Raw genomic sequence first — 20,781 nt, 5'->3', positions numbered from 1 at the left:
CGGGAAGGGTGGGGCCACGGCCGGGGAACAGCTTCTGGCGCAGGGGGCCTTCGGCGTAGGCGGTCTTGTAGACGCCACGGTCCTGAAGCTCGGGCACCACCAGGTCCACGAAGGCCGCAAGGGTCTCGTGGGACACGAGGCGGTTGAGGTTGAAGCCGTCGATGTCCGTGTCCTCCACCCAGGACAGGATCTCGTCCGCCACCTCGCTGGGCGCGCCCACGATGAAGGGCGCGCGGGCGCCGATGGCCGAGAGAGTGGCGAGGTCCTTCACCTTCAGCGGGGAGGCAGAGCGCAAAGTGAGGTTTTCCAGCGTGGACTGGATGGCGTTGCTCTTCACATAGGAGATGGCGTCGTCCGGATCGACCTTGGAGAGGTCCACCCCGGTCCAGCCGGAGAGCAGGGCCAGCTGGCCGGCGGTGTGCACATATTGCGCATAGTCGGCAAGACGATCGAGGGCCTCGGCGCGCGTGGGCGCGACGATCACGGTGGCACCGGGAAACATGCGGATGTCATAGGGATCGCGGCCGAAGGACTGCGCCGCCTGCCGGATCGCGCGCACGGATTCGGCAAGGATGGGCCGGGTCTGGCCGTTGAGGAAGATGCCCTCGGAATGCTTCGCCGCGAACAGCCGCCCGCGGTCGGAAGCGCCGGCCTGGTAGAGCACCGGCGTGCGCTGGGGCGAGGGCTCGGCAAGGTGGATGCCGTCCACCTGATAGTAAGGCCCGTCGTGGCGGATACGGTGCACCTTGGCCGGATCGGTGAACACCCGCGCGGAGCGGTCGCGGTGCACCGCGCCGTCTTCCCAGCTCGATTCCCACAATTTGTAGACGGCGGCGAGGAAGTCCTCCGCCGCCTCGTAGCGGGCATCGTGGGCGCGGTTGGCCACATGGCCCATGCCCTTGGCGCCGCTGTCGAGATATCCGGTGACGATGTTCCAGCCCACGCGGCCGCCGGTGAGGTGGTCGAGGGTCGAGAAGCGGCGGGCGAACTGGTAGGGGTGCTCGTAGATGAGGTTGGCGGTGACGCCGAAGCCGATGTGCTTCGTCGCCTGCGCCATCACCGGCACCACCAAAGTCGGGTCGATGTGGGGCGTCTGCGCAGCCGAGAGCAGGGCCGCGTCCGGCGTCCCGCCATAGACATCATAGATGCCGAACACGTCGGCGATGAAGATGCCGTCGAAGAGGCCGCGCTCGGCGGTCTGCGCCAGCTCGATCCAGTAATCGAGGCTGTTGTAGGCGATGGCCTTGTCGCGCGGGTGGGCCCACAGGCCGGCCCAGGTGTGGCCGGGGGCGGCCATGTTGAAGGCGTTGAAGCGCAGTTCCCGCTTGCGGCTCATGGGGGTCTCCTGCGCGTCAGCTGTAGAGCGGGGTCGGGGTGATGACGCCGTTGAGCGCGTAATTGCCCACCTCGCGCGCCTTGTAGACCACGGGGTCGTGCAGGGTGTGGGTGCGGATGTTGCGCCAGTAACGATCGTAGCCGTGGTGCCCGGCGGTGGCCCGCGCGCCCATCAGCTCGAAGATCTTCGAGGTGATCTCCAGCGCGGTACGGCTGGAATGCACCTTGGCGGCGTAGATGGCCCCGGCGGCCACGTTGCGCTCATCAGGGGTGATGTCGTTGCCCCGCGCCACCGCCGCCTCGAAGCGCTCGGCGGCCAGGTCGGCCAGCGCAAGGGAGGCGCGCAGCTCCACGTCGAGCAGGCCGTAATGCTCGAGGATGTAGGGGTCGAGGCTCGCTTTCTCCACGTTCGAGGCCTGCCACGGCCGCGAAACGGTGCGGATGTAGCGGTTCGCCTCGGCGAGCGCGCCCTCGGCCGTGCCGAGGTAGAAATTGACGATGAGAAGCTGGTGGAACGGCACCACCAGGCTGGTGCGCGGCGGCGGCGCGGCGGCGGGATCGCCCAGCACCTCGTCCCGGTCCACGCGCACGTCGGCGAAGGTGATGGTGCCGCTCTCCGACAGGCGCTGGCCGAAGGCATCCCAGTCATTGCCGTGGGTCACCCCCTCCCGGTCGCCGGGAACGACCAGCACCGCGAAGCCGTCGCCCAGCTGGGCGCGCAGGGTGATGCGGTCGGCCAGCGCCGCGTTGGAGGCGAAGGTCTTGCGGCCGGTGAGGCGGAAGCCGTCCGCCACCGCCGTGAGCCGGGATTCCGGATCGCGCGGGTTGGAAGCCCCGCCCCAGAACCAGTTGCCGGCCACCGAGGCCCGCGACAGCGCCGCGCTCTGCTCCGGCGCGGCCCGCCACAGGGCGTTGGTGAGGTGGAGATAATGATAGGCGAGCAGCTGGGCGATGGAGGCATCCGCCCGCCCGATCACCCGCACCGCCAGAAGCGCGTCGGTGAAGCTGCCGCCGCCCCCGCCGTGCTCCTGCGGATTGAGCAGGGGCAAGAGGTCGGAGCCGCGCAGCAGCTCCAGCTCCTTGCGGGGCGAGGCGCCGAGGCGGTCGCGCTCGGCCGCGTCGGGCAGCAGCGCCTGAGCCACCCGCTCGGCGGCGGCGAAGGCGTCGAAGCGGTGCGCCGGGCTCTCGGCCGGGCGTCCGGCGGGGAAGGTCACGACGGAAGGGCGGGTCATGTCAAAGGTCCTGTGGCGGCTGTGCTGCCGGGATGGTGCGCGTGCCTCGGAAAGTGTTTGAAAGTTCGACCGGTTGGACGCTTGCAGCCCTCGCAGGCGCTTTATCATCGTCATGGCCGGGCTTGACCCGGCCATCCACGCGGGAAGGCTGGGAACGATTTTCGTACGCTGTCCCAAGCGGCTCGGCGTGGATGCCCGGCACAAGGCCGGGCATGACTGGCGTGATCGCGGTGATGCCCTTTCGAGTTTCCAAACGGGCTCTTGGAGCCAGCGCCTTTCGGCGCGGGCTCGCCTCACCACGCGGGCAGGATGCTTCCCTTGAACTTGGCGAGGGTGAAGTCCTTCACCGGCTGCGAGCGGTAGACCTCGATGAACTTGCGGATCCTCGGATCATCCTTGCGATCCTCCCGCGCGGCGAAGACGAGGGTGAAGTAGGGCTTGGCCTCCTCCACGGTGGTCTCGGCCACCAGCGCCTTGTTGAGATCGAGCCCGGCGAGATAGGCGTAGTTGGAGGAGACGAAGGCGGCCGCCACATCGTCCAGCGAGCGCGGCAGTTGGGCGGCGTCGATCTCGACGATCTGCAGCTTCTTGGGGTTCTCCGCCACGTCAAGCACGCTGGCATAGAGGCCCGTGCCCGGCTTGAGCGTGATGAGCCCCGCCCTCTGGAACAGCAGCAAGGCGCGCCCGCCATTGGTGGGGTCGTTGGGAATGGCGATCTTGGCGCCGGCGGGAATGTCGGCGGCGCTGGTGTATTTCTTGGAATAGATGCCGGCGGGCACCAGGATGGATTCGTCCAGGGCGACGATCTGGTAGTTGCGGGTCTTGATCTGGTTGGCCAGATACGGCCGGTTCTGGAAATTGTTGAGGTCGATGTCGCCGGCCTGCAGCGCCGCGTTGGGCTGGTTCCAGTCGCTGAACTCGATGATCTCCGCCTTCAGCCCCTCCTTGTCGGCGAGACGCGCGACCTCGCGCAGGATGTCGCCGTAAGGGCCTGCAGAGACGCCCACCTTCAGCGGCTTCTCCGGTGCGGGCGCCTGGGCTTGCGCACCGGTGCCGAGGGAGAGCAGGGCCAGCCCGGAAAAGGCCAAAGCGAGGAAGCGGGAACGGGAAAGAGCGGTCATGGGTCGGTCCGTATGGGGGCCGGCGGGGCCGGCGCGGCAAGTGAGGGGAAAGGTCAGGCACGCCGGCGGCTCACGCCGTGGCGCGGGCCTCGCTGGCGTAAAGGCTTTCGGGGCGCGGCAGGCCGTAGTGCTCGCGCAGGGTCCGGCCGGTGTATTCGCTGCGGAACAGGCCGCGCTTGCGCAGGATCGGCACCACCTGGGAGGTGAAGAGGTCGAAGCCGCCGCGGAACCAGGGCGGCATCACGTTGAAGCCATCCGCGGCGCCGCTCTCGAACCAGAGCTGGATCTCGTCGGCGATCTGCTCCGGCGTGCCCACCACCACATAATGGCCGCGCGCCCCGGCGAGCCGGTCGATGAGCTGGCGCAAGGTCGGCTTCTCGCGCTTGACGATATCCACCACCAGCTGGAAGCGGCTCGCCACGGTGCGGGCGGGGCCGGCATCGGCGAAGGCGTCCAGCGACACCACCGCGTCCAGCGGATGGCCGGTGAAGTCCACGCCGGTGATCTGCTTCAGCTGGGTGATGGAATAGGCCGGCTGGATCAGGTCGTTGACCTCGTCATACAGCCGCTTCGCCTCGGCCTCGGTGGAGCCGATATAGGGGCTGATGCCGGGCAGGATCTTCACATGGTCCGGATTGCGGCCGAGGCTCTGCGCCTGCTTCTTGATGTCGGCATAGAAGGCCTGCGCACTCTCCACCGTCTGGTGGGCGGTGAAGATGGCCTCCGCATAGCGCGCGGCGAAGGAGCGGCCGTCGTCGGAGGAGCCGGCCTGCACATAGACCGGGCGGCCCTGCGGACTGCGCGGGGTGTTGAGCGCGCCCTTCACCCGGAAGTGCCGGCCCACATGCTCGATGGGATGGATCCTGGCATCGTCCGCGAACACGCCGGAGACGGGATCGGCGATGAGGGCGTCGTCCTCCCAGCTGTCCCAGAGCTTGGTCACCACGTCCAGGAACTCGGCGGCGCGGGCGTAGCGCTCGGCGTGGCTCGGGGTCTCGGCAAGGCCGAAATTGCCGCTGGCCTGCGGCACCGCCGTGGTGACGATGTTCCAGCCCGCGCGTCCGCCGGAGAGGTGATCGAGGGAAGCGTAAAGCCGGGCGAGATTGTAGGGCTCGTAATAGGTGGTGGAGGCGGTGCCGATGAGGCCGATATGGGTGGTCGCGGCCGCGATGGCGGACAGCCAGGTCAAAGGCTCGAGGCGGAAGCGCGAGGCATAGCGGATGTTGTCCACCTGGGCCGGCCCGTCGGCGAAGAACACCGCGTCGAACTTCGCCGCCTCCGCCGAGCGGGCGAGGTCCTGGTAGAAGCTGATGTCGAGAAGCCGCTCGGGACTCGCGCCCGGATAGCGCCAGCCGGCCTCGTGATGGCCGCCGGGATAGATGAACAGGTTGAGGACAAGCTGCCGGCCGGGCGGGGTCTCAAGATGGGCCATGGATACTCTCCTCGTGATCCCGCACGGGATCACGTTCTCGCCTCGCGGCTCCCCTTCGGGATCGCGTGCGGCGGGTGACGGGGCAGAACGGAAACCGGCTCTCGGCGCACCTGCCGGCGAGCGGCGCGGGCACGCGGGAAACCGCCGACGGCACATGACCCGGACAGGCGGGGCCAGCGCGGCGGAACGTCAGAGCGAACAGCGGGCGCAGCTCATCGGAACCTCCATCGCGGCGCGTCTTCGCTTTCCACGATAGGCGCGTCCGGCGCCCCGTCAATTATTTTTTGATTTATTCGATAGTTTAAGTTGATTTATAAACACCCGCGGATCCGCCGGCTGGTGCGGCCGCCTGTATCCTTCCTGCCGTTGACGGATGCCCGCCCCTGGGTCTTTCCTCCCCCTCCCCTTCCTTTGCCCGTCCCCGGAGCATTGCCCTTCATGCTCGAATACCGCCCCCTCGGGCGCACCGGCCTTTCGGTGTCGTCCATCTCGCTCGGCACCATGACCTTCGGCCAGCAGAACACCGAAGCCGAGGGCCATGCCCAGCTCGACCGCGCACGCGACGTGGGCATCAATTTGATCGACACCGCCGAGATGTATTCCATTCCGCCCCGGCCGGAGACGCAGGGCTCCACGGAACGCATCATCGGCACCTGGCTGAAGTCGCGCGGCGGGCGCGACAAGGTGATCCTCGCCACCAAGGTCTCCGGCCGCACCGACAACACCTGGCTGCGCGAAGGCGGCGCCAGGACCCGGCTCGACGCGAAGAACATCGCCTACGCCATCGACGGCTCGCTGAAGCGGCTCCAGACCGACTATGTGGACCTCTACCAGCTCCACTGGCCGGATCGCGCCGTGCCCCTGTTCGGCCAGCCGTCGGCGGGCGGCCCACCCACCACCGGAGACGGGCCGGAAGTGCCCATCGAGGAGACGCTGGGCGCCCTCGCCGATCTGGTGACCGCCGGCAAGGTGCGCCATGTCGGCCTGTCCAACGAGACGCCATGGGGCGTCCACCGCTTCCTGCGCGCAGCGGAAACCGGCGGCGGGCCGCGCGTCGCCTCGGTGCAGAACGCGTACAATCTCATCAACCGGGAGTACGAGGTGGGCCTCGCCGAGTTCGCCGCGCGGGAGGATGTGGGCCTGCTCGCCTATTCGCCCCTGGCACAGGGCTATCTCACCGGCAAGTATCTGGACGGCGCGCGCCCAGCCGGCGCCCGCACCACCCTGTTCGACCGTGGCCAGCGCTACCAGAAGCCCGGCGTGGACGCGGCCATCAAGGCCTATATGGCGCTCGCGGCCGACCTTGGCCTCACTGCGGTGCAGCTGGCGCAGGCGTGGGTCACCAGCCGGCCGTTCGTGACCTCCAACATCATCGGCGCCACCTCCATGGCGCAGCTGGAAGAGACCCTCGCCACCCTCGACGTGGTCATCACCCCACAGATCGAGGCGAAGGTGAACGCCCTGTTCCAGCTCCACGGCAGCCCGGCCCCCTGAGCCGCCGGACCGGGGCGGCTCAGTCACACAGGGTCAGGCGCACCGGATCGGCGTCGACGGGCGGCAGGTCGGAAGGCAGCAGCGCGCCCATGGGCCGGCAGCCTCCTTCCGTGCACACCCGCCAGTCGGCGGTGGCGCCGGAGCGGCGCAGCAGCACCTCGCGCTGCGGCGGAAGGCCGGGATGGGCCACGTAGAAGCGGCCCTCCCGCACCGCGCCCTCGGGCGGCTCCATGCCGGCGCCGGAGCCCTCCACCCGCACCTCGTCCAGCACCAGCCCGTCGGGCGTGGCGCGCCAATCCTCCTGCCACTCGCTCTTCTGCACCGAATGGGTCCAGGCGAGGGTGAAGACCACGGCGAGCCGCGCCACGTATGCCCCCGCGACCAGGCAGGCGACCGGCACCCGTCACCCCTGTCCGGAAAGGGGCTTGCGCGTGCACCTGTAGTGCCAGGCGAGGAAGCCGACCGCCATGGCAAAGCCGGCCTCGTCGGTCAGGGGCAGGGCCATGATGAGCAGCGCCGCCGCCATAAACGCCAGGATGCGCTCCAGCACGTTGAGCGGCCCGAGCAGATAGCCGGTGGCGGTGCCCGCCCACAGGATGATGGCGATGACCGCTTTCAGGACCACATAGGCCACGGCCGGCCAGAAGCCGATGGCACCGGCCATGGGGTCGCCGTCCTGCAGCATCAGGGCCGGCGAATAGACCGCCATGAACGGCACCACATAGCCGGCGAGCGCGATGCGGGTGGCGATCCAGCCGATGGTCTGGCCCGAGGCGCCGGCGATGGGGGCGGCGGCGAAGGCCGCCAGCGCCACCGGCGGGGTGAGGTCCGCCATGATGCCGAAATAGAAGACGAACATGTGCGAGACGATGAGCGGCACCCCGAGCGCCAGCAGCGCCGGCCCGGCGATGGAGGCGGTGATGATGTAGTTGGGGATGGTGGGCAGCCCCATGCCCAGGATGAGACAGGCGATCATGGTCAGCACGAGCGACAGGAACAGGGAGCTCTTGCCCACCTCCACCACGAAGGTGGCGAAGGTGGTGGCGACGCCCGTCAGCGTGAACACGCCGATCATGGTGCCCACCAGCGCGCAGGCAATACCAACGGGCAGCGCGTTGCGGGCGCCGTCCGCCATGCTCTCCAGGCTGATGCGCAGCGTCGCGCGGCCGCCCTTCACAAACAGCAGGAGGAGGATGAGGGCGAGCACCACTACGGCGACGCCGTTGATGCCGTATTCGATGAAGCTTCCGGCCGCCAGGCCGAGCGCGATCCAGAACACCACGCGCAGGCCGTAGGGACCGATGAGCCGCGCCACCGGCGTGCCGAGCACGATCAGCGCGGTGAGGGCGAGGCCCACCGTGCCAGCGAACAGCGGCGTGTAGCCGGAGAACAGCAGCCACACCAGCGCCGCCAGCGGCAACAGCAGGTACCAGCGGTTCCGCAGCGCGCCCAGGGCATCCGGACACTGGCTCTTCGGCAGGCCGGACAGGCCGTGTTTTCCCGCCTCCAGATGCACCATGATGAACACGGTGAAGAAATAGAGGAAGGCCGGGATCACCGCCGCGGTGGCAATGGAAGCGTAAGGCACGTCGATGGTCTCGGCCATGATGAAGGCCACGGCGCCCATCACCGGCGGCATGATCTGCCCGCCCATGGAGGCGGTGGCCTCCACCGCGCCGGCGAAAGCCGGCCTGTAGCCGAAACTCTTCATCAGGGGGATGGTGAAGGCGCCGGTGGTGACCACGTTGGCGACGCCCGAGCCGTTGATGGTGCCCATGAGCGCCGAGGAGATCACCGACACCTTGGCCGGTCCGCCCTTGGCATGGCCCACCGTGCCCATGGCGAGGTCGTTGAATAGCTGGATCATCCCCGCACGCTCGAGAAACGCGCCGAACAGGATGAACAGGAAGATGAAGGAGGAGGACACATAGGTCGGGGTGCCGTAAATGCCCTCGGTGCCGAGGAACATCTGGTCCACCACCTGCACATAGTCGAAAGGGCGGTGGTCCAGCGGCGCCGGCAGGTATTCGCCGAACAGGCCGTAGAGGATGAACATCCCGCACATGATCGGCAGCGCTGCGCCCATCAGCCGGCGCGAGCCCTCGAACACCAGCGCGACCGCCAGCGTGCCCACCACGATGTCGAGGGTGGAGGGATCGCCCGCGCGCTGGATCAGGTCCGCATAGAACACCCAGTGATAGAGGCCCACCACGAAGGACAGGATGCCGAGCCCCCACAAGGCGAGCCGTTCGCCGCCGCCCTTGTGGTTGCCGGCGATGGCGAACACCACGAGCAGCAGGAAGCCCACATGCACCGAGCGCACGATCTGGCTCGGCAGCGGACTCCAGGCGGCGGTAACGATCTGGAACGAGGAGAACGCCACCGCGATCCAGAACACCGCGCGGCCCCACAGGCCGGCGCCCCAGGTGAGGTCGAGCAGGGCATCGTCCACCACCACCGGCGCGCCGTGGCCGGGCGTGGCGATGTCGTGGCTCACCGGCGGAACGGTGTCGGGGGTATGCAGCGACGATGTCATGGAACCCGGCCTCCAACCGATCCCGGAGGAAATGCGCCGCGTCGAGAGGGCCGGACCGCATCCGGCGCTCCTCAAGGCGTGGGGCGGCGCTCCAAGCAAGGACGCCTTGACCCGCCGGATCGCGATGCGATCCGGCGGAAGCGGCTCAGGGCGTCACGCCCTTTTCCTTGAAGTACTTTTCGGCGCCGGGGTGGAACGGCACGGGCGCGCCCTTCATGGCGTTTTCGAGCTTGATGCTCTTGGCGGCGGAATGGGCCGCCGCCAGCTCCGGCAGGTTCTCGTAGATCGCCTTGGTGATGGCGTAGACGTCGTCATCCTTCATGCTGGCGCGGGTGACGAGGAAGTTGGGCACCGCGGCGGTGGCGACGTCGGCGGTCTGGCCCTCATAGGTGTTGGCCGGGATGGTGGCCTTGAGGTAGGGCGCGCCGATCTTGTCGATCACCGCGGCCGGCACCTCCACCACCACGATGGCGACCGAATTGGCGAGGTCCTTGATGGAGGCGACGCCGAGGCCGGACGACTGCAGGGTGGCGTCGAGCTGGCGGTTCTTCATCAGTTCCACGGACTCGGCGAAGGGCAGGTATTCCACCTTGCCCAGGTCGTCGTATTTCAGGCCCGCCGCGCCGAGGATGGCGCGGGCATTCAGCTCGGTGCCCGAGCGCGGCGCGCCCACCGAAAGGCGCCGCCCCTTGAGGTCGGCGATGGTGCGGATGCCCGAATCCTTCGAGGCGACGATCTGGATGTAGTTGGGATAGATGCCGCCCAGCGCCCGCACCTTGGTGAGCGGGGCCTTGAAGCCCGCCTCCTCCTTGCCGGCAGCGCCGTCGGCGAGGCTGTCGGCGAGGGTGAACGCCACCTCGCCCTTGCCCTGCTCGATGAGGTTCAGGTTCTCCACCGACGCCTTGGTGGCCTGCACCGAAGGCCGCGTGCCGGGCACCTTCTCGCCCACCTGCTTCGAGAGGGCGACCCCGAGCGGATAATAGACGCCCGACGTGCCGCCGGTGAGGATGTTGACGAATTCCGCTTTGGCCGCCGCCGGCGCGAACGCCAGCGCGGATGCGATGGCAATGGCGCCGAGGCGCGTGACTTTGAAGGCGCGGGTGGTCGCGATGGTCCGCTTCACAGGCGTACTCCCTTGCATTTTTTAATCGTTGCAGGGGAGGCTAGCGGTTCCTTCCGTCAAGGCCAGAGCCTTTTCCATCATATTAGACTAACGTCTATACCATCAACATGGCAGCGGAGGCGGGATACGGCCTGTATCCGAAGGCGGACTCAGGCGATCGCCCCTTCATTGCGGCAGCGCGGCGGAGATGCGCTGGGCGGCGTCGAGCAGCACCGGCAGGAAGCGCGTCTTCATGGCCTCGATGGAGGTGCGCCCCTCGTGGGTGCTGACATTGAGCGCGGCCAGCACCTCCGCGCGGCGGTTCCTCACCGGCACGGCGATGGAGCGCAGGCCCATTTCCAGTTCCTGGTCCACCAGGGTCCAGCCCTGCCGGCGCGAGGCCTCGATGGCGTCTTTCAGGGCCACCATGTTGGCCACGGTGCGCTCGGTGCGCCGCTCGACCTTCACCCGGTCGTAATAGGCCGCCAGTTCCGCCGGCGGCAGGCCGGCGAGCAGGGTGCGGCCCATGGAGCTGCAATAGGCCGGCAGGCGCGAGCCGATGGACAGCCCGATGGTCATCACCCGCTCGGTGGGCACCCGCGCCACATAGACGATGTCGAGGCCGTCCAGCACCGCCAGCGAGCAGGATTCCTGCAAGGCGTTCACCACGTCGCGCATGACGGGCTGGGCCACCTCCCACATGGGCAGGGAGGAAAGATAGGCAAAGCCCAGGTCCAGAACCTTGGGGCGCAGCGCGAAATACTTGCCGTCGGTCTCGGCATATTCCTCCCGCACCAAAGTGAGCAGGAAGCGGCGCGCGGCGGCGCGGGTCATGCCGGTCTGCTGGGCCACCTCGGTCAGGGTCATGCGCGGCTTGTAGCGGCTGAAGGTGCGGATCACCTCCAGCCCGCGCACCAGGGACTGCACATAGTCCTTGTCCTCGCTCGCCTGCACCTTGGTCATCCGCCCTCCCCCGATGCGGCGCGCCATTCCGCAGGTGCCGCCGGGACGCATGTAGCATTTGTTCGTATTACGCACAAGATAATTACCATTCCAGCTCCTTTGCGGGCTTGGGATCGTCCGTCCGATCGTCTGCCAACGTCCTCCGCGCTCGCGATGCAGAACATTGGATAGCGGGCAATCATTGGAGTATCAGGCAAATTACCCTTGACGTCCCCACCGCCCGCCCGTATCAATTTCTCGAACTTAAGTTCGTATAACGCACAACATGCGGGGAGACGATGACCGACGCCTTCATCTGTGACGCGGTGCGCACTCCCATCGGGCGCTATGCCGGCGCGCTCTCCTCGGTGCGGCCGGACGATCTGGCGGCCCACGTGATCCGCACCCTCGCCGCGCGCAGCCCCGGCCTCGACGCGACGCAGGTGGAGGACGTGATCTTCGGCTGCGCCAACCAGGCCGGCGAGGACAACCGCAACGTGGCCCGCATGGGCGCCCTGCTCTCCGGCCTGCCCATCGCGGTGCCCGGCTCCACCATCAACCGCCTGTGCGGCTCCGGCATGGATGCGGTGGGCACCGCCGCCCGCGCCATCAAGGCGGGCGAAGCGGATCTCATGATCGCCGGCGGCGTGGAGAGCATGAGCCGCGCCCCCTTCGTCATGGGCAAGGCCGACAGCGCCTTCTCCCGCGCCGCGAAGATCGAGGACACCACCATCGGCTGGCGCTTCGTCAACCCGGCCATGAAGGCGATGCACGGCGTGGATTCCATGCCCGAGACCGCCGAGAACGTGGCGGAGGATTTCCAGATCAGCCGCGCCCGGCAGGACGCCTTCGCGCTGGAAAGCCAGCGCCGCGCCGCCGAGGCCTGGGCCGCCGGGCGCTTCGCCGACGAGATCGTCGCGGTGAGCATCCCCCAGCGCAAGGGCGACCCCAGGCTGTTCGAGCGCGACGAGCACATGCGCCCCGACACCAGGCTTGAAGACCTCGCCCGCCTCAAGGGCGTGGTGAGGCCGGACGGCACGGTGACCGCCGGCAACGCCTCCGGCGTCAATGACGGCGCGGCCGCCCTGCTGCTCGCCTCCGGCGCCGGGGTGGACAAGCACGGCCTCACCCCGCGCGGGCGTGTCATCGCCATGGCTACCGCCGGCGTGCCGCCCCGCATCATGGGCATGGGCCCGGCCCCCGCCACCCGCAAGGTGCTGGAAAAGGCCGGGCTGAAGCTCTCGGACATGGACGTGATCGAGCTGAACGAGGCGTTCGCCGCTCAGGCCTGCGCCGTCCTCGCCGACCTCGGCCTGCCGGACGACGCCGCCCATGTGAACCCCAATGGCGGCGCCATCGCGCTTGGCCATCCGCTCGGCATGTCGGGAGCGCGGCTCATCACCACCGCGCTCTACCAGCTCCACCGCACCGGCGGGCGTTACGCCCTTTGCACCATGTGCATCGGCGTCGGCCAGGGCATCGCCACCATCATCGAGCGGGTGTGAGCCTCGCCCCTACCCCATCAACAAAGGCGCACCGCCATGCTGTTCCATGTCGAGATGACCGTGAAGATCCCCCACGATTTTCCGGCCGAGAAGGCCGACGCCATCAAGGCCGCGGAGAAGGCCTATGCCCAGGACCTGCAGCGGCAGGGCAAGTGGGTGCATCTGTGGCGCGTGGCCGGGCGCTATTCCAACGTCTCCATCTTCGACGTGGAGAGCGTGGACGAGCTGCACACCCTGCTCTCCTCCCTGCCGCTCTTCCCCTTCATGGACATCAATGTGACGGCGCTGGCGCGCCACCCGTCGGCGATCTGAGGAGCGCGCCCATGATCGACAAGACCAGGCCCGACACCCGAAGCTGCGTCGCCGACATCCCCGACGGGGCGACCCTGCTGGTCGGCGGCTTCGGCGGCGCCGGCATGCCCCATGAGCTGATCGAGGCGGTGATCGCCCGCGCGCCGAGGGACCTCACCATCATCTCCAACAATGCCGGCAACGGCACCACCGGGCTTGCCGCCTTGCTGGCGGCAGGGCTGGTGAGGAAGGTGGTGTGCTCCTTCCCGCGCCAGGCGGATTCCTTCGTGTTCGACCAGCTCTATCGCGAGGGCAAGCTGGAGCTGGAACTGGTGCCCCAGGGCAACCTCGTGGAGCGCATCCGCGCCGGCGGCGCCGGCATCGGCGCCTTCTTCACCCCCACCGGCTACGGCACCCCCATCGCCGCCGGCAAGGAGACGCGCCAGATCGACGGGCGCAACTATGTGCTGGAATATCCGCTGAAGGCCGACTTCGCCCTCATCAAGGCGCGCCGCGGCGACCGCTGGGGCAACCTCACCTACCGCAAGACGGCGCGCAATTTCGGGCCGGTCATGGCCACCGCCGCGAAGGTCACGGTGGCGCAGGTGGAGGACATCGTCCCCCTCGGCGCGCTCGATCCGGAAGACATCGTCACCCCCGGCGTGTTCGTGGACCGCCTGGTGGCCATCGGCACGGGAGCCGCCCAATGAGCGAGATCGCCACCGCCTTCAAGCCCTGGACGCGCGCCGAGATGGCGCAGCGCATCGCCGCCGACATCCCGGACGGCGCCATCGTCAATATCGGCATCGGCATGCCGGAGCTGGTGGCGGATTTCCTGCCGCAGGACAAGGAAATCCTCCTCCACAGCGAGAATGGCATCCTCGGCATGGGCCCCAAGCCCTCGCCCAACGAGGTGGACTACGACCTCATCAACGCCGGCAAGCAGCCGGTGACGCTGCTCGAAGGCGGCGCCTTCTTCGACCACAGCCTGTCGTTCGCCATGATGCGCGGCGGGCATCTGGACATCGCCATCCTCGGCGCCTTCCAGGTGGCGGTGAACGGCGACCTCGCCAACTGGGCCACCAACGACCCCAACGCCATCCCCGCCGTGGGCGGTGCCATGGACCTCGCCGTGGGCGCCCGCAACGTGTTCGTGATGATGGAACTGCTCACCAAGAAGGGCGAATCCAAGCTGGTGGAGCACTGCACCTACCCTCTCACCGGCCTCGGCTGCGTGTCCCGGGTCTATACCGATCACGGCGTCATCGACATCACCCCCGAGGGCTTCGTGGCGCGCCAGCTGCCGCCGGGGCTGGACCTCGACGCGCTGAACCAGCGCGCCGGCATCGCGATCCGCGCCAGCTGACTACGCCGGCCGGGGGCTTCCCGGCCGCCATTGCGTCGCACGGCCGCGCCCTTGCGCCGGGGCGGCCGGGCGGCTTTCCTCATCCCTGATCTGCCCCGCCGGAGCGGCGCGGCGCCCCTTCCAGCCGGAGACCGCCGGATGCCCTTCATCGCCGCCGGAGAGATCACCACCCACTACGCCATCGAAGGCCCCGAGGGCGCCCCGGTACTGCTGCTCGCCAATTCGCTGGGCACCAGCTTCCATGTGTGGGACCCGGTGATGGCCGACCTTGCGGCCGCCTTTCGCGTGCTGCGCTACGACATGCGCGGCCACGGCCTCACCGATGCGACGCCGCTGCCTGCGGACGGCAGCGGCTATTCCATCGCCCTGCTCGCGGCCGACGCGCTGGCGCTGCTGGATGCCCTCGGCATCGAGAAGGCCCATGTGTGCGGCCTCTCCATCGGCGGCATGGTGGCCCAGCACCTGGCGGCGACCACCCCAGCCCGCGTGGACCGGCTGGTGCTGTGCGATACCGCCGCCCTCATCGGCCCCGCCTCGGTGTGGGACGAGCGCATCGCCGGCATCCGCCGCGACGGCCTCGCCGCCATCGCGCCGGGGGTGATGGGCCGCTGGTTCACGGAACCCTTCCGGGAGAAGGCGCCGCAGCTCATGCGCGGCTATGCCAACATGGTGGCGCGCACCACCCTGGAGGGCTATCTCGGCTGCGCCATGGCAGTGCGCGACGCCGACCTGCGGGCGGCCGCTGCCACCATCGTCGCGCCCACCCTCGTCATCGTCGGCGATCAGGACCCGGCGACGCCCCCCGCATCCGCGCAGGCGCTGGCCTCAGCCATCCCCGGCGCCCGGCTGGAGGTGATCGCGGATGCCTCCCACATTCCCTGCGTGGAGCAGCCTGCCGCGCTCTCCCGCGTGCTGGTGCCGTTCCTGTCCGCCGCCTGACGGACCGACCGGGAGAGGATTGCGCCACATGTGCGTTGCGGCGTAATCCTAGCCGCCAGATCGGGGAAACCTCAGGAGCAACGCATGACCACGAGCACCGGCGCGACCACCGGGACCGGAACCGCCCGCGCGGCGGAGGGGAGCCAGCTGCGCTCCGACTGGACCGAGGCCGAAGCCCGGGCGCTCTACGACCTGCCCTTTCCCGAGCTGCTGTTCCGCGCCCAGAGCGTCCACCGCCGCCATTTCGACCCCGCCACCGTGGAGACCGCGACGCTGCTCTCCATCAAGACCGGCGGTTGCGCGGAGGATTGCGGCTACTGCTCCCAGAGCGCCCACCACGAGACCGGCCTGAAGGCCACCAAGCTCATGGGCGTGGAGGAGGTGCTGTCCCAGGCGCAGAAGGCCAAGGAGGGCGGCGCCACCCGCTTCTGCATGGGCGCCGCCTGGCGCAGCCCCAAGGATCGCGACCTCGACGCCGTCTGCGCCATGATCTCGGGCGTGAAGGCCATGGGCCTCGAGGCCTGCGTGACCCTGGGCATGCTGACCCCCGAGCAGGTGACCCGCCTCGGCGCCGCCGGCCTCGATTATTACAATCACAACATCGACACCTCGCCCGCCTTCTACCCCGAGATTGTCACCACCCGGACCATGGAGGACCGCCTCGACACCCTCGCCTCGGTGCGGGCGGGCGGCATCCGCCTGTGCACCGGCGGCATCGTCGGCATGGGCGAGAGCGTGGACGACCGCATCGCCATGCTGCTGGTGCTCGCCACCCTCGATCCCCATCCCGAGAGCGTGCCGCTGAACATGTGGAACGAGATCGAGGGCACCCCGGTGATGGACAAGGCCGACAAGCCGGACCCCATCGCCTTCGTGCGCCTCGTGGCGCTGGCGCGCCTGCTGATGCCGCGGAGCATCGTGCGCCTCTCCGCCGGCCGGCACGCCATGAGCGACGAAATGCAGGCCCTGTGCTTCCTTGCCGGCGCCAATTCCATCTTCACCGGCGACGTGCTGCTGACCACCGGCAATCCGGAGCGGGACAAGGATGCGGCGCTGTTCGCCCGTCTCGGCATCCGCGCCGCCGCCCCCGCCGCCGTGGAGATGCGCTCCGCCGCGGAGTGAGCGGCGGGCGCGTCAGACTTCGCCGGACCAGTAGTCCACCGCGCTGTCGGCGCGCACGGTGAGCGACAGGCGGCGTTTCGCCTTGTCGCCGCCGGGCGCGGCACCGGCGAAGACGGTGACCTTCCCGCTGTCGGGATATTCCATCACGTCCGGCTCGTTCATGGTGCTGACCGCGAGGTAGCGCAGCCCATCGGCGCCCGCTTCAAGCTGGTGGGCGGTTTCCGGCCCGCCGGCAGGGCACACCGCCACGTCGCCGGCCCTGACCGCGTGGCTTTCGCCGCCGAAACGCAGGGTGCCCGAGCCGCCCAGGATGACGAACATCTCGTCGTTGGCATGGTGGCAGTGCAACGGCCACGCCTTCTTGCCCGCGGGCAGTTCCACCAGGCGGGCCCCGAGCCGCCTGGCTCCGAGCGGCGCGGCCACCGAGGCAAAGTGGGCCTCGAAGGCGGCGCCGTGGCGCTCGGTGGCAAGGACGAGATCCCCCAGATGGACCACGGGCGAAACTGGATCGGAATTGGCGGGCTTCATCGGGAGCGTTTCCTGCTGGACGGTAAGGTGTGACGCGGCAGTCTACCCGCTCGCGGCGCGGAGAGATTTCAGCCGCTCGCGGCGCGGAGAGATTTCAGCCGCTCGCGGCGCGGAGAGATTTCAGCCGCTCGCGGCGCGGAGAGATTTCAGCCGCTCGCGGCGCGGGCCTGGGCCTCCGCCACCGGAGCACGCGCCGGCAGCCGGATGGTGAAGATGGCGCCCTCGGGCCCATTGCGCACCGAGAGGCTACCGCCATGATCGCGGACGATGCCGAAGCTCACCGACAGGCCAAGGCCGGTGCCCTTGCCCGGCGGCTTGGTGGTGAAGAACGGCTGGAAGATCCGCTCGGCCACCTTATCCGGAATGCCCCCGCCATTGTCGGCAACCTCGATCATCACCGCGTCCGGCGCGCCGGGCCCGTCCGCCTGCTCCACCCGTACCACGATGTGGCCCGCCACGTGCTCGCCGGTCCTGGCCCGGCGCTCGTTGATGGCGTCGCGGGCGTTCTGGAGCAGGTTGATGATGACCTGCTCCAGCTGGTCCTGGCGGCACAGCACCTCCGGCAGGTCGGCTTCAAACACCGTTTCCACCTCGATCTCGTCCAGGCGGAAATGCGCACCCACCACCTGCAGCGCGCCATCCACCGCATCGCTCGGCCGCGAGGGCTGGAACTGCTCCTCGCTCACCCGGCCGAAGATGCGCATGTGATCAATGATGCGGCTCATGCGCGCCGTCTGCTGCATGATGCGGTCGAGCTTGGAGGCCAGATGCCCCTCCGGCAGCCCCATCCGCATGCCCGTCAGCGCGTTGGCCGCAGCAAGCCTGATGACGCCGAGGGGCTGGTTGATCTCATGGGCGAGCCCCGTCGCCACCTCGCCGAGGGAGGCGAGCTTGGACATCTGGTAGAGCTTGTTCTCCTCCATCCGCCGCTGGGTCCGGTCCACGGCGAAGACCACCATGTCCGGCCCTTCGCCGGGGGGCGACTCCCGCGCGATGCGCTGGACCGGCGCCACCACCATCTCCACCTCCAGCTCGCTGGCGCCGTCGGACAGGTGCTCGTCGCGCAATTGCGGCTCCCTCAGCCCGCGGACAAGGGTGCGGAAGCGGTCGCCGGCGAGATAGCGGCGCAGCAGGGGGGACAGGGTGGGATCGGCGGCGGTGCCCACCTCGCTCGCGCCGGCGGCAGTCACATGCATGACCGCGACGCCGGGCACCCGGCTGATGGCGTCGAGCACGTTCGCCTCGCGCTGGCGCGCCAGGGCCTGCACCTCCTTGGCCTTCAGCTGCTTCTGGAGATTGAGGTACCTTCCGCCCAGCAGCACCACGATGAGCAGCGCCACGGAGAGGCCGAGCGCCGTGCTCCAGATGCCGGCGCGGAACTCGTTGGATTGTTGCTGCACATAGGCTGCCGAGTAGGCAACCGTCACCAGGATGGGGTATTTCCGGGAGGCGACGGTGTATCCCACCCGCGCAATGCCATCGACGATGCCCACGCCCTCATAGGTCGCCCCACCGTGCGCGAGGGCGGCCTGGAAGGCCGGGCTCCTGGACACGTCGTCGCCGAAGCTGGTGTCCTGGGCGGCCCGGGCCCGCACGATGCCATCGCGGCCGACAAGGGCGATCAGCATGCCGTCCTCGGTGCGAAGCTGCTTGTAGAAGTCGATGAAGTCACTGATGGCGTAGGATGCCACCGCCACGCCGGAAAATTGGCCCGAGGCGTCGACGAGAGACCGGGAGAGCGGGATCCCCCATTTCTTCGACAGCAGGCCCAGCACCGGCTTGCCGATCATGAGATCCGCATGGACGGGTCCCCCGCCGAGGTGGGGGCGCATATAGTCCCGCCCCGACAGGTCCTTCCGCTCCATGCCCGCCATCGGCAGGCTGCTGGCGATCAGCGCTCCCGCCTTGTCGGTGATGCTCACCTGGAGCACGGCCGGGGGCGGGTTCAGGCCCCGCAGCATCTCGTGGAGCTGCACCGGCGTGGCGGAGGCATCATAGGAGTTGGCGAGGCCCAGCAGCAGCGTGTCGATGGGCGCGATGGCCTGCTCGAAACTGCGCATCAGCAGCGTCGCGGTGCGCTGGGCGCTGGCCTCCGCCTTGTCGCGCTCGGCCCGGCTGTGCAGCTGGTACAGCACGAGCGCGGCCACAAAGGGGATGACGCCCACGAGGAAGACGAGGCTTCCCAGCATCACGTTGACGGGATCCAGAAGCCCCCGCAAGCCCTCGCTTCGCGAGTGAGGCCGCGTCATTCTATCCGCCGTTCAGTTCCGCCAGCACCTCGCACAGGTCATCGAAGGCCAGTGGCTTGGCAAAGCAACGCACCACGCCAGCCGCATGCGCCTGCGCGATGTCGGCATGGCCGGCATGGCCGGTCATCACCAGAAAATGGATCTTGCGCCCTGGAAAGGCATCCTGAACAGCCCTGATCAACGCCATGCCGTCCATATCCGGCATGCGCATGTCGGTGAGGATGGTCCCGATGGCGGGGTCGCGCCGGAGCACGTCGAGGGCGTCGCCACCCCGGCCGACCGAGACCGTGGCCAGGCCGCGGAAGCCGAGCGCCTCGACCAGCTCCTCGAGATATTCAGGCTCGTCATCGACCACAAGGACCCGGTCCATGCGCCACCTACCAAGGCTGTTCCGGCAGGTTTGAAAGATCTGGCGCCGGGTCGTGACCGCACTGCACAATGAGACGACCAGAGCGTCAAGCCGAACCCCTTCCAAATTGGACCGAGCGCGCGAAGAAATCTGCCCGAGGCTTGGCGACGTATAGCACAAAAGGCCCAAAGGCTGTGCAGAACTTGTCGCTCATCAATGACCGCGGGAGCGATCGTGCCAGACTTCCTGGCAAAATGCTCCGCTTGCCCGGTTGTCCGGGCTGTTGAAGACTGGCCCGAAGCAACCGGGCCTGGGGCCTGAGGGGTCGGAAGCCGGAGGAGAGGATGGACGGGCGGATTGAGCAATCCCCTCGCGTTTTGCTGGTGGATGACGATCCCGACGTGCTGATCGAGCTGCAGGAGGGGCTGGAGGGGCTGGGCATCGCCTCATTGACGGCCCGCACCGCCGTCGAGGCCCTTGATCTCGTGCAGCGCCACGACGATCTCAAGGTCATCGTGACCGACCTCCAGATGCCGCGCATCGACGGCATCGAGCTGTTGCAGAAGCTCTCGGCGCGGCGCCGCAAGCACCCCATGGCCGCCATCGTCATCACCGGCCACGCCTCGCTCGATCGCGCAGTGGGCGCGCTGCGGCTCCAGGCGGTGGACTTCCTGCAGAAGCCTCTCGCCGCCGAGGAGGTGGCCCACGCCATCACCCGCGCCTTTGCGCTGGTGAACGACGAGGCCGCCGCCGACCAGCCCCCCGCCGCGGGCGCCGCACCGGCGGGCCACATCCCGCGGCCCAATTACCTGCGCGCCCTGGTGGCCGCCCGGACCGACCGCGAAGCCATCTTCCAGTCGGGCCTGTTTTCAGATCCCGCCTGGGAGATGATGCTCGATCTCGCCATGGCCGAGGCGAGCCGGCGGCCCATCTCCGTCACCAGCCTGTGCATCGCGTCCGGCGCTCCGACAACCACCGCCCTGCGCCGCATCGACGACCTGGAGGCGGCCGGGCTCGTCACCCGCGTGCCGGATGTCGGCGACCGGCGGCGCATCCTGGTGCATCTGTCCGAGCTCGGGCGCGAGCGCATGGAAGCCTTCGTGCGCCGGCAGGCCGACCGCTTCGGCATCAGGCTGGACTGAACGCGCGCTCCCGCAGCACGCGCCCCGGCTCTCGAACCTCGCCTGCCGGAAACGGGAACGGGCCGGACGACGCCTTTGGGGGGCCTCCGCCCGACC

At 68.8% G+C, this 20,781-nt stretch carries 19 protein-coding genes; 8 read left to right on the top strand and 11 right to left on the bottom strand.

Annotated features, from left to right (window positions below):
• The 4 genes from K9U40_RS16120 to K9U40_RS16105 form a co-directional block, all read right to left on the bottom strand.
• A partial coding sequence (locus K9U40_RS16120; protein ID WP_282891157.1) for an LLM class flavin-dependent oxidoreductase occupies positions 1–1,336 on the bottom strand: 1,336 nt, incomplete at its 3' end.
• 16 nt (positions 1,337–1,352) lie between these two features.
• Entirely contained in the window at positions 1,353–2,567 is a 1,215-nt protein-coding gene (locus tag K9U40_RS16115; protein WP_282891156.1) for an acyl-CoA dehydrogenase family protein, read from the bottom strand.
• A 293-nt stretch (positions 2,568–2,860) separates the two neighbouring features.
• A complete protein-coding gene (locus K9U40_RS16110) occupies positions 2,861–3,688 on the bottom strand; it encodes a MetQ/NlpA family ABC transporter substrate-binding protein (protein ID WP_282891155.1) in 828 nt (275 codons plus the stop codon).
• A 70-nt stretch (positions 3,689–3,758) separates the two neighbouring features.
• A complete protein-coding gene (locus K9U40_RS16105; RefSeq protein ID WP_282891154.1) occupies positions 3,759–5,120 on the bottom strand; it encodes an LLM class flavin-dependent oxidoreductase in 1,362 nt (453 codons plus the stop codon).
• A 438-nt stretch (positions 5,121–5,558) separates the two neighbouring features.
• On the opposite strand from K9U40_RS16105, the gene K9U40_RS16100 reads away from it, so the two are divergent.
• Positions 5,559–6,614 (top strand): aldo/keto reductase, encoded by a 1,056-nt coding sequence (locus K9U40_RS16100; RefSeq protein WP_282891153.1) that lies wholly within the window; start codon positions 5,559–5,561, stop codon positions 6,612–6,614.
• Positions 6,615–6,633: 19 nt separating this feature from the next.
• Here K9U40_RS16100 and K9U40_RS16095 read toward each other — a convergent pair whose 3' ends face one another.
• The 4 genes from K9U40_RS16095 to K9U40_RS16080 all read right to left on the bottom strand — a co-directional run bounded on the left by K9U40_RS16095 (position 6,634) and on the right by K9U40_RS16080 (position 11,215).
• The gene (locus tag K9U40_RS16095) at positions 6,634–7,014 is read right to left on the bottom strand and encodes a DUF1850 domain-containing protein (protein WP_282891152.1); all 381 of its coding nucleotides are present in this window, start codon (positions 7,012–7,014) and stop codon (positions 6,634–6,636) included.
• Between the two features lie 3 nt (positions 7,015–7,017).
• Positions 7,018–9,150 carry a TRAP transporter permease gene (locus tag K9U40_RS16090; protein ID WP_282891151.1) on the bottom strand — a complete coding sequence of 711 codons (2,133 nt, stop codon included), beginning with the start codon at positions 9,148–9,150 and terminating at the stop codon, positions 7,018–7,020.
• A 145-nt stretch (positions 9,151–9,295) separates the two neighbouring features.
• Positions 9,296–10,273 carry a TAXI family TRAP transporter solute-binding subunit gene (locus K9U40_RS16085; RefSeq protein WP_414114825.1) on the bottom strand — a complete coding sequence of 326 codons (978 nt, stop codon included), beginning with the start codon at positions 10,271–10,273 and terminating at the stop codon, positions 9,296–9,298.
• A gap of 165 nt (positions 10,274–10,438) precedes the next feature.
• The gene (locus tag K9U40_RS16080) at positions 10,439–11,215 is read right to left on the bottom strand and encodes an IclR family transcriptional regulator domain-containing protein (RefSeq protein ID WP_282891150.1); all 777 of its coding nucleotides are present in this window, start codon (positions 11,213–11,215) and stop codon (positions 10,439–10,441) included.
• A 278-nt stretch (positions 11,216–11,493) separates the two neighbouring features.
• Here K9U40_RS16080 and pcaF point away from each other — a divergent pair, with 278 nt between their 5' ends.
• From pcaF to bioB, 6 genes are all read left to right on the top strand, one after another.
• The gene (gene pcaF, locus K9U40_RS16075; protein ID WP_282891149.1) at positions 11,494–12,699 is read left to right on the top strand and encodes a 3-oxoadipyl-CoA thiolase; all 1,206 of its coding nucleotides are present in this window, start codon (positions 11,494–11,496) and stop codon (positions 12,697–12,699) included.
• A 36-nt stretch (positions 12,700–12,735) separates the two neighbouring features.
• Positions 12,736–13,011 (top strand): muconolactone Delta-isomerase, encoded by a 276-nt coding sequence (catC, locus tag K9U40_RS16070; protein ID WP_282891148.1) that lies wholly within the window; start codon positions 12,736–12,738, stop codon positions 13,009–13,011.
• A 14-nt stretch (positions 13,012–13,025) separates the two neighbouring features.
• Positions 13,026–13,700 carry a 3-oxoacid CoA-transferase subunit A gene (locus K9U40_RS16065; RefSeq protein WP_432715923.1) on the top strand — a complete coding sequence of 225 codons (675 nt, stop codon included), beginning with the start codon at positions 13,026–13,028 and terminating at the stop codon, positions 13,698–13,700.
• On the top strand, positions 13,697–14,356 hold the full coding sequence (locus K9U40_RS16060) for a 3-oxoacid CoA-transferase subunit B (RefSeq protein ID WP_282891146.1): 660 nt from the start codon (positions 13,697–13,699) through the stop codon (positions 14,354–14,356). Before K9U40_RS16065 ends, K9U40_RS16060 begins: the two co-directional genes overlap by 4 nt.
• Positions 14,357–14,494: 138 nt before the next feature.
• Entirely contained in the window at positions 14,495–15,295 is an 801-nt protein-coding gene (pcaD, locus tag K9U40_RS16055; RefSeq protein ID WP_282891145.1) for a 3-oxoadipate enol-lactonase, read from the top strand.
• An 84-nt stretch (positions 15,296–15,379) separates the two neighbouring features.
• Positions 15,380–16,417, top strand: coding sequence for a biotin synthase BioB (bioB, locus tag K9U40_RS16050; protein ID WP_282891144.1), 1,038 nt, complete (start codon positions 15,380–15,382; stop codon positions 16,415–16,417).
• A gap of 12 nt (positions 16,418–16,429) precedes the next feature.
• Here the strand turns inward: bioB and K9U40_RS16045 are convergent, their stop codons facing one another.
• From K9U40_RS16045 to K9U40_RS16035, 3 genes are all read right to left on the bottom strand, one after another.
• Positions 16,430–16,945 (bottom strand): cupin domain-containing protein, encoded by a 516-nt coding sequence (locus tag K9U40_RS16045; RefSeq protein ID WP_282891143.1) that lies wholly within the window; start codon positions 16,943–16,945, stop codon positions 16,430–16,432.
• Between the two features lie 146 nt (positions 16,946–17,091).
• A complete protein-coding gene (locus K9U40_RS16040; protein ID WP_282891142.1) occupies positions 17,092–19,164 on the bottom strand; it encodes an ATP-binding protein in 2,073 nt (690 codons plus the stop codon).
• A 31-nt stretch (positions 19,165–19,195) separates the two neighbouring features.
• Positions 19,196–19,564: a response regulator gene (locus K9U40_RS16035; RefSeq protein WP_282891141.1), complete on the bottom strand. Its 369-nt coding sequence runs from the start codon at positions 19,562–19,564 to the stop codon at positions 19,196–19,198.
• A 323-nt stretch (positions 19,565–19,887) separates the two neighbouring features.
• On the opposite strand from K9U40_RS16035, the gene K9U40_RS16030 reads away from it, so the two are divergent.
• A complete protein-coding gene (locus tag K9U40_RS16030; RefSeq protein WP_282891140.1) occupies positions 19,888–20,685 on the top strand; it encodes a response regulator in 798 nt (265 codons plus the stop codon).
• The last annotated feature ends 96 nt before the right edge of the window (positions 20,686–20,781 follow it).

This window comes from Xanthobacter autotrophicus, from assembly GCF_030015065.1.
Lineage (GTDB): Bacteria > Pseudomonadota > Alphaproteobacteria > Rhizobiales > Xanthobacteraceae > Xanthobacter > Xanthobacter autotrophicus_D.
This window is presented reverse-complemented; position numbering and strand designations above follow the sequence as displayed.